The sequence below is a fragment of the Erwinia sp. V71 genome (genome assembly GCF_965644245.1).
Classification (GTDB): Bacteria; Pseudomonadota; Gammaproteobacteria; order Enterobacterales; family Enterobacteriaceae; genus Erwinia.
Window position 1 is genome coordinate 1 of the sequence record NZ_CBFFRK010000042.1, and the last position, 14,865, is coordinate 14,865.

10 protein-coding genes are annotated in these 14,865 nt (G+C 54.8%); 1 reads left to right on the forward strand and 9 read right to left on the reverse strand.

Features of this window, described 5'->3' with window-relative positions:
• Positions 1-26: 26 nt before the first annotated feature.
• The 6 genes from ACSZO1_RS11080 to rlmD all read right to left on the reverse strand — a co-directional run bounded on the left by ACSZO1_RS11080 (position 27) and on the right by rlmD (position 9,169).
• Entirely contained in the window at positions 27-953 is a 927-nt protein-coding gene (locus ACSZO1_RS11080; RefSeq protein ID WP_437612466.1) for an acyltransferase family protein, read from the reverse strand.
• Between the two features lie 222 nt (positions 954-1,175).
• Positions 1,176-2,471 (reverse strand): phosphopyruvate hydratase, encoded by a 1,296-nt coding sequence (gene eno / locus ACSZO1_RS11085; protein ID WP_437612467.1) that lies wholly within the window; start codon positions 2,469-2,471, stop codon positions 1,176-1,178.
• 202 nt (positions 2,472-2,673) lie between these two features.
• On the reverse strand, positions 2,674-4,311 hold the full coding sequence (gene pyrG, locus ACSZO1_RS11090) for a glutamine hydrolyzing CTP synthase (protein ID WP_437612469.1): 1,638 nt from the start codon (positions 4,309-4,311) through the stop codon (positions 2,674-2,676).
• Between the two features lie 394 nt (positions 4,312-4,705).
• A complete protein-coding gene (mazG, locus tag ACSZO1_RS11095) occupies positions 4,706-5,476 on the reverse strand; it encodes a nucleoside triphosphate pyrophosphohydrolase (RefSeq protein WP_437612471.1) in 771 nt (256 codons plus the stop codon).
• A 97-nt stretch (positions 5,477-5,573) separates the two neighbouring features.
• A complete protein-coding gene (gene relA / locus ACSZO1_RS11100) occupies positions 5,574-7,820 on the reverse strand; it encodes a GTP diphosphokinase (protein WP_437612473.1) in 2,247 nt (748 codons plus the stop codon).
• A gap of 23 nt (positions 7,821-7,843) precedes the next feature.
• Entirely contained in the window at positions 7,844-9,169 is a 1,326-nt protein-coding gene (rlmD, locus tag ACSZO1_RS11105; protein ID WP_437612475.1) for a 23S rRNA (uracil(1939)-C(5))-methyltransferase RlmD, read from the reverse strand.
• 102 nt (positions 9,170-9,271) lie between these two features.
• On the opposite strand from rlmD, the gene barA reads away from it, so the two are divergent.
• Positions 9,272-11,998, forward strand: a complete 2,727-nt coding sequence (barA, locus tag ACSZO1_RS11110) for a two-component sensor histidine kinase BarA (RefSeq protein WP_437612477.1) — start codon at positions 9,272-9,274, stop codon at positions 11,996-11,998.
• A gap of 39 nt (positions 11,999-12,037) precedes the next feature.
• On the opposite strand, the gene ACSZO1_RS11115 is transcribed toward barA, so the two are convergent.
• The 3 genes from ACSZO1_RS11115 to garR form a co-directional block, all read right to left on the reverse strand.
• Entirely contained in the window at positions 12,038-12,469 is a 432-nt protein-coding gene (locus ACSZO1_RS11115) for a DoxX family protein (RefSeq protein ID WP_437612479.1), read from the reverse strand.
• A gap of 278 nt (positions 12,470-12,747) precedes the next feature.
• Entirely contained in the window at positions 12,748-13,893 is a 1,146-nt protein-coding gene (locus tag ACSZO1_RS11120; protein ID WP_437612481.1) for a glycerate kinase, read from the reverse strand.
• A 75-nt stretch (positions 13,894-13,968) separates the two neighbouring features.
• Positions 13,969-14,853 (reverse strand): 2-hydroxy-3-oxopropionate reductase, encoded by an 885-nt coding sequence (garR, locus tag ACSZO1_RS11125; protein ID WP_437612483.1) that lies wholly within the window; start codon positions 14,851-14,853, stop codon positions 13,969-13,971.
• Between the last annotated feature and the right edge of the window lie 12 nt (positions 14,854-14,865).

The following is a 14,865-nucleotide window of genomic DNA, read 5'->3' on the forward strand; positions in this document are numbered from 1 at the left end:
AATCGTGATCGGAGATGGATGCCAAATCATGATCGACCTTGATGCCAAACCGTGATCGATTCACATGCCATTTTGCACCAGAGGTAGAGGCAGTACGAGATCATGCCGATATACACCACCGGACGCCATGCCAGCAGGCGATTCACCAGCGCTTCACGCCCGGCAAGAATAATCAGGAAACTGCCGAGACACGGCCAGAGCGCATTCCAGCCAGGAAACGGCTTGCGGGTATCCAGCCAGAGGAAGCCGAACAGAATCAGCGCCAGCCCGGCAAGACTGAGCAGATGACGCAGGTTCAGGCGTAATGTCGCCGCACGCGTTTCCAGCGAGGAAACCGCCAGTAAGCCACCCACTGCCAGTTCCCAGGCTCGGGTAGGTAACATATAGAAGGTAAAGTCAGGCTTTTTCAGTACGCCGACAACGCTAAGCAGGAACGAACCGACAATAATCAGCAACATCATCTGAGTAATACGCTGCCGGAACCCGCGAACTGCCAGCAACAACACCACCGGGAACACAATATAGAACTGCTCTTCCACCGCCAGCGACCAGGTATGCAGCAGCGGCTTCAGCTCTGCAGGGCCGGCAAAGTAGTCAATTTGTTGCCAGAAAAAGAGATTCGAAGAGAACAGGGTGGTGGCAATGGCGCTATGGCTGAGGTCAGCAAACTGCACCGGTAGCAGGTGACGATAACCAAATAACAGGGTGGCAGCCAGTACCACCACCAGCGGCGGCAGGATACGTAGACAGCGCCGTTTATAGAAGTCGAGGTATGAGAACTCCCCTTTCATCGCGCTCTGCCAGATAATGCCGCAAATCAGGTAGCCGGAGATAACAAAGAAGATATCCACACCGGTAAAACCACCGGGAATGCCCGTCATTCCCATATGGTAAGCAATCACTGGCAGGACAGCTAATGCCCGCAGTCCATCAATATCTGCGCGATATTTCATCTGTAAACCTTCCGTATGATGACAATTCATTACGTAATGCTTACATATTTTTATATGTGCACCGGGGAAAATGCGTCAGAAATCAGACAGTTCCCGATACAAGCATCTCATTGAGATAACTGACTGATAAGAAAACGTTAAACAAAAAAAAAGCCTGATGCAGAGCATCAGGCTTTTCAGACTTTCCTCAGCGTTTATCGCACGGATAAACGCTGGCAGGCATTACTGACCTTTAACTTCTTTCAGGCCGTTGAATGGCGCACGGTTGCCCAGCGCTTCTTCGATACGGATCAGCTGGTTGTACTTAGCAACACGGTCAGAACGGCTCATAGAACCGGTTTTGATCTGGCCCGCTGCAGTACCTACCGCCAGGTCAGCGATGGTGGCATCTTCGGTTTCGCCGGAACGGTGAGAGATAACCGCGGTGTAACCAGCATCTTTCGCCATTTTGATCGCAGCCAGGGTTTCGGTCAGAGAACCGATCTGGTTGAATTTGATCAGGATGGAGTTAGCGATGCCTTTCTCGATACCTTCTTTCAGGATCTTGGTGTTGGTAACGAACAGGTCGTCGCCTACCAGCTGAATTTTGTCGCCCAGCACTTTGGTCTGGTAAGCGAAGCCCGCCCAGTCAGACTCGTCCAGACCATCTTCGATAGAGACGATTGGGTACTGTTTGGTCAGGTCTTCCAGGAAGTGAGTGAACTCTTCAGAGGTGAATGCTTTGTTGCCTTCGCCTGCCAGCACGTATTTGCCGTCTTTGTAGAATTCAGACGCTGCACAGTCCATTGCCAGGGTAACATCTTTGCCCAGCTCGTAGCCCGCTGCTTTTACCGCTTCAGCGATAACAGCCAGTGCTTCGGCGTTAGAACCCAGGTTTGGCGCGTAGCCGCCTTCATCACCTACTGCAGTGCTCATGCCTTTGGCTTTCAGCACTTTTGCCAGGTTGTGGAAAACTTCAGAACCGATACGGATCGCTTCTTTGATGGTTTTCGCGCCAACAGGCTGAATCATGAATTCCTGAATGTCGACGTTGTTGTCGGCGTGCTCACCACCGTTGATGATGTTCATCATTGGCAGTGGCATAGAGAATTTGCCTGGGGTGCCGTTCAGTTCAGCGATGTGTTCGTACAGTGGCTGACCTTTAGACGCAGCTGCGGCTTTCGCTGCTGCCAGAGAAACAGCCAGGATAGCGTTCGCGCCGAAGTTAGATTTGTTTTCGGTGCCATCCAGCTCGATCATGATTTTATCGATGTTCGCCTGGTCTTTCGCATCTTTGCCTTTTACGGCTTCAGCGATTGGGCCATTTACCGCTGCAACGGCTTTGGTTACGCCTTTGCCCAGGAAACGAGATTTGTCACCGTCACGCAGTTCCAGCGCTTCGCGAGAACCGGTGGAAGCACCTGATGGCGCAGCAGCCAGACCTACAAAACCGCCTTCCAGATGAACTTCAGCTTCAACGGTCGGGTTACCACGAGAGTCGATGATTTCGCGACCGATGACTTTAACGATTTTGGACATTAGATTTTCCTCAGTACAAGTTAGCTAAAACTCAGACAAACAACGCGTTTTCACTTTATCTTTAGCGCCGCAGCTGCGTTGGCTTCCCTTTTTCACCCCGGTCACTTACTCGTGTAAGCTCCCGGAGATTCATTCGGTTGCCGCCTTGCTGCAGCGCTAACGCTTTCGCGAAGAGTGAATCGCGCGTTATTTATAAATCTACTTATTTCGCCAAACGCTTCTGGTACTCGCTTGCTGCTTTGACAAAGCCAGCAAACAGCGGGTGCCCGTCACGAGGTGTTGAGGTGAATTCCGGATGGAACTGACACGCAACAAACCATGGATGGTTCTGGATCTCAACGATCTCAACCAGCTGGTCATCCCCTGAGCGACCTGCCACACGTAACCCAGCCGCTTCGATTTGCTTCAACAGCATGTTGTTCACTTCATAGCGATGACGATGACGCTCAACAATGGTATCCGCGCCGTACAGCTGGCGCACCAGGCTGTTATCGGTCAGCTGGCACTGCTGGCTACCCAGGCGCATGGTGCCGCCAAGGTCACTCTGCTCGGTACGCTGTTCAACATTACCGTCTTCATCACGCCACTCGGTGATCAATGCTACCACCGGGTATTTACAGTCCGGTACAAACTCAGTGGAGTTAGCGCCTTCCATGCCAGCGACATGACGGGCGAACTCCATCAGTGCTACCTGCATACCTAAGCAGATACCGAGGTAAGGCACGTTATTTTCACGCGCGTATTGCGCGGTCATGATCTTGCCTTCCACACCACGGTAACCAAATCCGCCTGGGATCAGGATAGCGTCTAAACCTTTCAGTAATTCGACACCACGGGTTTCAACATCCTGCGAGTCGATCAACTTGATGTTCACCGTTACACGGTTTTTCAGGCCACCATGTTTCAGCGCTTCAATCACTGATTTATAGGCGTCCGGCAGTTCAACATACTTGCCGACCATACCAATAGTGACTTCACCGCCCGGATTAGCTTCTTCGTAAATCACCTGTTCCCATTCGGACAGGTTCGCTTCCGGCGCGTTCAGGCTGAATCGTTTACAAATATAATCATCAAGGCCCTGAGATTTCAACAGGCCTGGAATTTTATAGATAGAATCAACGTCTTTCAGCGAGATAACCGCTTTCTCTGGCACGTTACAGAACAGCGCGATTTTGGCGCGTTCGTTGGCCGGAACGGCGCGATCGGAACGGCAGATCAGCACGTCTGGCTGAATACCGATAGACAGCAGTTCTTTTACGGAGTGCTGGGTTGGCTTGGTTTTCACTTCGCCCGCTGCCGCCATGTATGGCACCAGTGTCAGGTGCATATACAGCGTGTGCTCGCGACCAACTTCTACCGCCATCTGGCGAATCGCTTCGAGGAATGGCAGGGATTCGATATCACCGACCGTACCGCCGATTTCCACCAGCACCACGTCATGGCCTTCGCCGCCTTCAATAATGCGCTCTTTGATCGCATTAGTGATGTGCGGAATGACCTGAATGGTCGCACCCAGATAGTCACCACGGCGCTCTTTACGCAGCACTTCGGAGTAGATCCGGCCAGTGGTAAAGTTGTTGCGGCGTGACATTTTGGTGCGGATAAAACGCTCGTAGTGACCTAAGTCGAGATCGGTTTCAGCGCCGTCATCGGTGACAAACACTTCACCGTGCTGGGTCGGGCTCATGGTGCCCGGATCCACGTTGATATACGGGTCCAGCTTCATAATGGTCACGTTAAGACCACGCGCTTCGAGGATAGCGGCCAGGGAGGCTGCGGCAATGCCTTTGCCCAGAGAGGATACGACCCCGCCGGTCACAAAAATATAGTTCGTTGTCATGCTGAACCTGAGAGTTTTAGGTTTAAAGACGATGGAATAACCAGGACGGGAAAACAGTATACCCGAAACCCCCTGCCCTCACAATTGATCCTTTCTGGTTGTGTGCGCGCCAACGTGTTTATGGCGCTAAAGTAGCGGATAAGCGCGTGATGTGGATTGATTTTGGTCATAAGATCAGGGGTTATTTTATTTTTGCTGAATCGAGTCAATTCCGATAGTGGCTAGCATCACCGCAGCCACGAAAATTCACTAACGGCACCTTCCCCCCACCTGCGGGGGAAGGCTGGGATGGAGGAACAGCTGACTCCGTGCTATTTGCTCCCCCACCCTAACCCTCCCCCATAAAATGGGGGAGGGAACGTGAAGCTCGATCCTGCCCGCAAAGGCGGGAATGTTAAGCTTCCCCCGCTTTCACCTGCTGCCATGCAGCTTCCATCTGCTCCAGCGTCGCCTCCTGCAGCGTCATCCCCTGTTCCGTGACAATCTGCTCAACCTGACGGAAACGGCGTTCAAATTTGCGGTTGGCGTTTTGCAGTGCGGTTTCGGCTTTGCTGCCGAGATGGCGTGACAGGTTGACGGTGGCAAACAGCAGATCGCCAATCTCCTCTTCCAGTTTGGCCGGGTCGATCACCGCCTGCTGCGCTTCGTGCATCACTTCATCGATCTCTTCATACACTTTATCCAGCACCGGCCCGAGTGAATCCCAGTCAAAACCGACAGCAGCACAGCGCTTCTGAATTTTCCAGGCGCGCATCAGCGCAGGCAGGGCTTCCGGGATATCGTCCAGTGCCGAATGGCGCGTTTTTTCCGCGCGTTCAGCGGATTTTATCTGCTCCCAGTTAACACTGTCCGCCGCCGCATCGGCAAAGATATGCGGATGACGGCGCTCCATTTTATCGCTGATGGCATGGCAGACATCGTCGAAGCTGAAGCGTCCTTCTTCACTGGCGATTTGCGCATAAAACACGATCTGGAACAGCAGATCACCCAGCTCATCGCGCAGATCGGCGTAATCTTCACGCTGGATGGCGTCCAGCACTTCATAGGTTTCTTCCAGCGTGTAAGGCGCAATGGTGGCGTAGGTTTGTTTACGATCCCACGGACAGCCGTGTTGCGGATCGCGCAGGGTTTTCATGATGCCCAGCAGGCGATCGAGAGGAGTCATAATGTTTCCTGAAATAGACGAAATACGAGATGGGATCACCGCCCTGGCTCCTTCCCCCGCAAGCGGGGGGAAGGAGAATAGCGTCTGGAAATGATGATCAATGCAGGCGCTTAGCGTCAATAATATCCGGCACCTGATTCAGTCTGGCGAGCACCCGGCTCAGCACCTGCTGGTTATAAATTTCAATATCCATATCGATGGTCGCCAGCTGCTTTTTGGTGTCGCTGCGGCTGGAAACCCCCAGCACGTTGACCTTTTCGTTCGCCAGAATGGTGGTGATATCACGCAACAACCCGCTGCGATCGTTGGCGGTCACACGTACCACCAGCGAGTAGCCGCTGGAGTAGCTTTCGCCCCACACCGCGTCGACGATACGTTCCGGCGCATGGGTCACCAGTTCCGCCAGCTGATCGCAATCCGCGCGGTGCACGGAAATACCACGCCCCTGGGTGATAAAGCCGACAATATCATCTCCCGGAATCGGCTGGCAGCAGCGGGCAATGTGGTGCATCAGGTTACCGACACCTTCCACCACCACTCTGCCACTCCCTTTACTGCTGCTGCGTGCAGCAGGTGGCGTATGGGATTTCTGCGTCAGCTGACGCAGCGCTTCGCGATCTTCCTCTTCCGCGCTCGGTTTATTCAGCTTCGACTGCAGGAAGTTGCTCATCTGGTTGAGGCGAATATCGCCGCCGCCAATCGCCGCAAGCAGCTCGTCGAGACTGTTGACGTTGTAGCGCGGCAGCAGCAGTTTCTCCGCCTCTCTCAGGCTGATATCCAGATGATTCAGTTCGTTATCGAGGATCTGACGACCGGCGAGAATATTTTTGTCTCGATCCTGTTTACGGAACCAGGCGTGGATCTTGGATCGTCCGCGGCTGGTGGTGATATAGCCCAGGTTTGGGTTCAGCCAGTCACGGCTCGGGTTCGGCTGTTTCTGGGTGATGATCTCGATCTGATCGCCCATCTGCAGCTGATAGGTAAACGGCACAATACGGCCGCCAATTTTAGCGCCGATGCAGCGGTGGCCGATATCACTGTGAATGTTGTAGGCAAAGTCGAGCGGCGTGGAGCCGGCGGGCAGATCCACCACATCGCCTTTCGGGGTAAACACATACACCCGGTCATCGAACACCTGGCTGCGCACTTCATCCAGCATTTCGCCGGAGTCAGCCATCTCTTCCTGCCAGGCAATCAGCTTACGCAGCCAGGCAATGCGTTCTTCGTGGCCCGACGCCCCTTTACTCTGCGCAGCCGCTGGCGCGCCCTCTTTGTATTTCCAGTGCGCAGCCACCCCCAGCTCGGCATCTTCATGCATCTGACGGGTACGGATCTGGATTTCAACCGTTTTGCCCTGCGGTCCCAGTACCACGGTATGAATCGACTGATAACCGTTTGGTTTCGGGTTCGCTACGTAGTCATCGAATTCGCTCGGCAGATGGCGGTACAGCGTATGCACCGTACCCAGCGCGCCATAGCAATCCTGCAGGCGCTCCGCGACGATACGCACCGCACGCACATCGAACAGCTCATCAAACGCTAGCGATTTCTTCTGCATCTTACGCCAGATGCTGTAGATATGTTTCGGACGGCCATACACTTCGGCCTTCACGCCTTCCTGCGCCATCGCTTCACGCAGGCTGCTGACGAAATTCTCAATATACTGTTCGCGGTCGATGCGCCGCTCGTGCAGCAGTTTAGCAATCTGCTTATATTCGTCCGGATGCAGGTAACGGAAGCAGAAATCCTCCAGCTCCCATTTCAGCTGACCAATTCCGAGACGGTTAGCCAGCGGCGCATAGATATTGGTGCACTCTTTCGCCGCCAGTACGCGTTCATCTTCTGGTGCGTCTTTGACTTCGCGCAGGTGAGCGATGCGTTCCGCCAGCTTGATCACCACGCAGCGGAAATCTTCCACCATCGCCAGCAGCATACGGCGGACATTATCCACCTGCTCGGAGGCCATGGAGTCATTATGGATGGCTTTCAGCTGACGAATGGCGTCCATATCACGCACGCCATGCACCAGCGAGACAATCGCTTTGCCGAAGTGCTCTTCCAGCGTCTCTTCTGACACCAGACCCGCATTCGCCAGCGGGAACAGCAAGGCGCTGCGCAGGCTGTCGTTGTCCATGCTCAGCATCATCAGGATTTCCACCATTTCGATGCCGCGCCATAACAGCAGCGCCTGATCAGGATGTCCCTGGGTGGCGGCTTCACAATATCGCCAGGTGTCGGCCAGACGTTCACATGCCTGCTGGTTTGAGATCCCCAAACTGGCGATCCATTGGTCGAGCGCAAACTCGCCAGCCGTATTCAAATGTGCACTTCTTACCGCAACCATATCCTCTCCTGGCAAAGTTCCCCTCAGGAAACCTGCTTTTTGCTGAACAGCACCATGGATTCGAGATGACTGGTATGTGGGAACATATCCAGCATCGCGACCCTTTCCAGTTGGTAGCCGGATGTCAGTAACGCCTGACTATCACGAGCAAGTGTTGTTGGATTGCATGACACGTAGACAACGCGTTGCGGCGCAAGTTTGACAATATGCTGCATTACGCCTGCTGCGCCCGCCCGTGCCGGGTCCAGCAACACTTTGGTAAATCCCTGCGCAGCCCACGGCTGGCGCGTGACGTCCTCTTCCAGATTATGGTGAAAAAACGTCACATTTTTCAGATTATTCAATTGCGCATTATACGCACCCTTAGCGACTAATGCTGCAACACCTTCCACACCAACAACATTTTGTACCCGTTTTGCCAGTGGCAGAGTGAAGTTACCCATACCGCAGAACAGATCCAGCACCCGGTCATCGGTCTGCAGATCCAGCCACTCCAGCGCCCGCGCCACCATTTGCTGATTCACCTGGTCATTCACCTGAATAAAATCACGCGGGCTAAAGGTTAGCGTCAGATTGTCGGAACGATAAAACGGCATCTCGCCGCCCAGCTGTTGCAGCGTGTCGCTGTCGGGTGCCAGAAACAGGGTGACCTGATGCTTATGCGAAAACTGTTCCAGTTTGTTGCGATCAGCCGCGCTAAGTGCATCGAGATGGCGCAAAACCAGCAGCGGACCATTATCCGCCAGCACCAGCTCCACATGCCCCAGACGCCGCACCGCCTGCAAATCGCTCAGACAGGCGTGCAGTGGTTGCAGTAACGCATTAAGTTCGGGCTTCAAAATGGGGCACTGGCGGATATTCACCAGGTCATTCGACGCCTGCTGACGAAAGCCCATCTGCAGTTGCTGACTTTTCGCCTGATACTGCAGGCCAAGCCGGGCGCGACGGCGATAACCGTACGCGCTGCCGCTGATCACGTCATCCACGTTGACCGCCAGCCCGCTCTGCTGACTGAGCATCCGCGCCAGCGCACTTGCTTTGCTGCGCTGCTGCAGCGGCAGTGCCACATGCTGTTGCTGACAGCCGCCGCACTGATTAACATGCGGGCACTCAGGTTTCACCCGCTGATCGCTGGCGGTGATAATGCGTTTCGCGCGGCCAAGGGCAAACTGGCGTTTCTCTTCGCTGATCTCCACTTCGACCTGTTCGCCCGGCAATGCACCACTGACAAACAGCGCCTTGCCGTGATGACGCGCCACTCCCTGACCAAAGGGATCGAGGTCATCAATCGTTAACGTTATCGTCTGGCGGGTCGTCACGCGCCGTTTTGCAGAGTAGAATTGCGCCATTATTAAATTAAGTCTCGTAAACAGGTATCGCCCGAATCCGCGCTGCGCCTGCCGTGCCGTCAGCGTCCGGGAATAATCGTTATTGTCGCATACTGGAAATCCATGACCAAATACAGCCTGCGGGCGCGAATGATGATTTTAATACTGGCACCGACGCTGATGATCGGCCTGTTGCTCAGTACCTTTTTTGTCGTTCATCGCTATAACGAACTGCAGCGCCAGCTGATCGATGCGGGCGCCAATATCATTGAACCGCTGGCGGTCTCCAGTGAATATGGCATGGCTTACCATAATCGCGAGTCGGTACGTCAGCTGGTCAGTCTGCTGCACCGGCGTCATTCAGAGATTGTGCGCGCAATTTCCGTTTTCGATGACCAGAATAAGCTGTTTGTTACCTCTAATTATCAGCTTAACCAGGATCAGCTGCGGGTGCCGGATGGCGAAGCACAGCCGACGTCCATCGCCATTGAGCGCCATGGTAATACCATGATCCTGCGCACACCGATTGTTTCCGAAAGCTATTATCCCGACGAGTCTCCCGGCAGCGAGGTCAAACCTACCGGTAATCCGCTCGGCTATGTGGCGATTGAGCTGGATCTGCAATCCGTGCGGCTGCAGCAGTATAAAGAGGTGTTTATCTCCACCCTGTTGCTGCTGTTCTGCCTGTGTATCGCCATGCTGTTCGCGTATCGCCTGATGCGCGATGTCACCGGGCCGATTCGTAATATGGTCAGCACGGTAGACCGTATCCGCCGGGGTCAGCTCGACAGCCGCGTCGAGGGTTATATGCTCGGCGAGCTGGATATGCTGAAAAACGGCATTAACTCGATGGCGATGTCGCTCACCGCCTATCACGAAGAGATGCAGCAGAATATCGACCAGGCGACGTCCGATCTGCGCGAGACACTGGAACAGATGGAGATTCAGAACGTCGAGCTGGATCTCGCCAAAAAACGCGCGCAGGAAGCGGCGCGCATCAAATCCGAGTTCCTGGCAAATATGTCGCACGAACTGCGTACGCCGCTGAACGGCGTGATTGGCTTTACCCGTCAGACGCTGAAAACCCCGGTCAACGTCACCCAGCGCGATTATCTGCATACCATTGAGCGTTCGGCTAACAACCTGCTCAGCATTATCAACGACGTTCTCGACTTTTCGAAGCTGGAAGCCGGCAAACTGGTGCTGGAAACCATTCCTTTCCCGCTGCGCGCTACGCTGGATGAAACCGTGGTGCTGCTGGCGCAGTCCGCCCATGAAAAAGGGCTGGAACTGACGATGAATATCCAGAGTGACGTCGCCGATAATGTGATTGGCGATCCGCTGCGTCTGCAGCAAATTGTCACCAACCTGCTGGGTAATGCGATTAAATTCACTGAACGCGGCAATATCGATATCCGCATCGAGAAGCGCTCGCAGGGCAATAACAAGATTGAACTGGAAGTGCAGGTGCACGATACCGGTATCGGCATTTCCGAGAAGCAGCAGTCGCAGCTGTTCCAGGCATTCCGCCAGGCGGATGCCAGCATTTCCCGCCGCCATGGCGGCACCGGTCTTGGTCTGGTGATCACGCAAAAACTGGTGAATGAGATGGGCGGCGATATCTCATTCCACAGCCGCCTTAACCATGGTTCCACCTTCTGGTTCCATATTGACCTCGAACTGAATCCAAACGCCGCCAGCGATCCACGCGCGCTGGACTGCCTGCAGGGCAAACGGCTGGCCTATGTCGAAGCGAACCCGGCGGCGGCACAGGCGACGCTGGATATGCTCAGCGCCACGCCGATGAATGTCAGCTACAGCACCGCCATCGGTAATCTGACGGAAGCACACTATGATGTGCTGCTGCTCGGTATTCCGGTGCTGCAGCGCCACGACCAGCAGATTGCAGAAGAGATGCTGACCAGCGCTCTGGAGAAAGCGGACTGCGTCATTATGGCGTTGCCGTGCCAGATGCAGGTGCACGCGGAAGAGCTGAAAATGCGCGGCGTGGACAGCTGCATCATAAAACCAGTCTCGATGACACGTCTGATGCCGGTGATCCTCGATCTGCAGGCCCGCAAGCTGTATGACCTGCCGGAACGCACCCGCCTGCCGCTGACGGTGATGGCGGTTGATGATAATCCCGCCAACCTGAAATTGATTGGCGCGCTGCTGGAAGAGCAGGTGGATCATATTGTGTTGTGCGACAGCGGTGAAAAAGCGGTGCAACAGGCGCGTATGCGCAAGCTGGACATCATTATGATGGATATTCAGATGCCGGAAATCGACGGCATTCGCGCCAGCGAGCTGATTCGTGAACTGCCACAGCACGCCAATACGCCGATTGTCGCGGTGACCGCCCATGCGATCGAAGGCGAACGTGAGCGGCTGATCAAAGCCGGGATGAATGACTACCTGGCGAAACCGATTGATGAGGTGAAACTCAGCCACCTGCTGGCGCGTTATTCGCCCGGCATTCAGCCAGAAAGCGCGGAACGGGCATCCGTAGCGGCGTCCCTCGACTGGTCACTGGCGCTGCGCCAGGCCGCCAATAAAAGCGATCTGGCGCGTGATTTGCTGCAGATGCTGATCGACTTTATGCCGGACGTACGCCGGAAAGTGGAACACAGCCTGCGTGATAATCACAGCGAGGGGCTGCTCGATATTATTCATAAGCTGCATGGCAGCGCCAGTTACAGCGGCGTGCCGCGGCTGAAGCAGTTGTGTCAGCAGCTGGAACAGCATCTGCGGCTTAACAGTGATGTCGCGGCTATCGAGCCGGAACTGCTGGAGTTGCTGGATGAAATGGACAATATCGCCTGCATGGCGACGGAACTGCTGCGGCGGTAAATGCATGCCCCCCGCCTGCGCGGGGGAATATTGAACCGGTTAACGCCAGTCAGGGTTGCTGATGACAGAGTATTTGCCGCAGCCAAGGAACAGCAGGACCAGCGACATAAACACATAGAAGGCGATGCTTTCCAGCGCCCAGGCACCCACCTGGTCAAGAGCGAAGGTTTTATCCAGTGCAGCCAGCAGCCATGCCACGATCATGGTGCCCAGCACCACAATGGCGCAGGGACGGCACAGAATACCGAGAATAATCAGGATCGGCGCAACCACTTCACCGACAATCACGCCATGCGTGATAAAAGCAGGGAGGCCATGTGCAGCCAGCATTCCCTGGATACCTGCCGTCCCCGCAACCAGCTTATGCCAGCCGTGGAAAATCAGCATGCCAATGGAAATACGCACCAGTAATCTTGCAAAATCGGCATGATCAAAACGCTGGTTAAGGCCAGAAAGTATTTTCGCTATCATGATGTTATCTCTCAGTAGTGTAATAACTTTATATTACGCTTACTGATGATTTCGCATACGACAATCCGCTGAACATTTGTCCAAAATCAATAAAGCTGAGCAGTGCGAAAATCGATGAAAATTGATATGGGAAACGAATGTGACCGACGCAGATTTCTGCCCGTCAGGACGAGCCAGTGCGATGGGTTCGTTAACGTCGGGATGGGGAAGCAAATAACGTCGAGCTACGGGTTCCTCCTCCCTAACCCTCCCCCATTTGATGGGGGAGGAGACCAGGGTCAGTGAGGCAAACCACCGCCAATATTAATACTCATGGCAACATTGCGCGCCGTCATGCGCACATTCGCCGCAGCGTTTTTCAGCGCTTCTTCCAGCGTACAGATACTGTAAATCACACTAAATACCGCATCCAGTCCGTGCTGATGCACCACACCGACATCGGCGGTCAGGCTGCCGGCAATACCAATTACCGGTTTGTTATAGCGCTTCGCCACCTTCGCCACGCCAATCGGCACTTTGCCGTGGATAGTCTGGCTGTCGATGCGCCCTTCACCGGTGATCACCAGTGACGCGTCCTGCACCAGCTGATCCAGGCCCAGTGCTTCCGTGACGATCTCAATCCCGCGGCGTAATTCAGCATGACAGAAGGCGTGTAATGCCGCGCCCATGCCACCCGCCGCACCGCCACCTGGAATATGCAGCACATCAATATCCAGATCGCGCTGAATAATCTTCGCATAATGCGCCAGCGCCTGATCCAGTTGCTCCACCAGTTCCGGCGTCGCACCTTTCTGCGGGCCGAAAATCGCCGAAGCGCCCTCTTTGCCCGTCAGTGGATTAGTGACATCACAGGCCACTTCAACACGACACTGACCAAGACGCGTATCCATCTGACTGAGGTCGATGCTCGCCAGATCGTTCAGACTGCCGCCGCCGTAACCAATCTGCTGGCCGTGCTTATCCAGCAGGCGGGCGCCCAGCGCCTGTACCATTCCCGAACCACCGTCATTGGTCGCACTGCCGCCGATACCGATAATAAAATGCTGCACGCCTTTATCCAGCGCATTACGGATCAGTTCGCCAGTGCCCCACGAGGTGGTGATTAATGGATCGCGCTGCGCCGCCGGCACCAGCTCTAAACCGCTGGCTGCGGCCATTTCGATAAACGCGCAACTCTCATCACCGGAAAGACCATAAAATGCCTCCACCTGCTCGCCCAGCGGGCCAGTCACGTTCAGCCTGACGATCTTCCCTTCCGTCGCCGCCACCATCGCCTCAACCGTACCTTCGCCGCCATCCGCAACCGGCAGCTTCACGTATTGCGCGTCGGGGAAAATGTCGCGGAAGCCCGCTTCAATCTCCGTCGCAACCTCAAGGGCGGATAAACTCTCTTTATATGAATCCGGTGCGATTACTATTTTCATAGATGTTCCAGGCTCTGTTTAGCTGGCCGAAAGAAGGCAACCCATGCGGCGTCACCAGGACGCCGCACTGACCGGTTACCTGGTAATTTCGGTCTTCGCTAATTTTTCATAATAGCAGGCCAGCGCACTATGGTCGGCGGTGCCCAGACCGTCAGCCTTCAGCGCCTGCATCATTTCCATCACCGCCGCCGTCAGTGGCAGCTGCGCGCCCACGCCGTGTGAGGTATCCAGCGCATTGGTCAGGTCTTTGATATGCAGGTCAATACGGAAACCTGGCTTGAAGTTGCGATCCAGCACCATCGGCGCTTTCGCATCCAGTACCGTACTGCCCGCCAGACCGCCACGAATCGCCTGATACACCAGTTCCGGATTCACGCCCGCTTTGGTTGCCAGCATCAGCGCTTCGGACATTGCCGCGATATTCAGCGCAACAATCACCTGGTTCGCCAGTTTGGTGACGTTGCCCGCACCAATCTCACCGGTATGCACCACTGAGCCTGCCATCGCTTTCAGCAGATCGTAATATTTATCGAACAGCGCTTTGTCACCGCCGACCATCACCGACAGCGTGCCGTCGATGGCTTTTGGCTCACCGCCACTGACGGGCGCATCCAGCAGATGCACGCCTTTTTTCGCCAGTTCGCCATGAAATTCACGGCTGGCCAATGGTGCGATAGAACTCATATCGATCACCACGGTGCCCGGTTTAGCGCCTTCAATCACGCCGCCTTCACCCAGCAACGCGCTTTTCACGTGTGGTGAGTTTGGCAGCATGGTGATAATCACATCGCACAGCTCAGCCACCTGTTTTGCGCTGTCTGCGCCCGTCGCACCTGCAGCGACCACTTCCGCCTGACTTTCCTGGTTGAAGTCACGCACGACCAGATCGTAACCCGCTTTCAGCAGGTTTTTACTCATTGGTTTGCCCATGATGCCAAGGCCAATAAAACCGATTTTCATTACGTTTCTCCC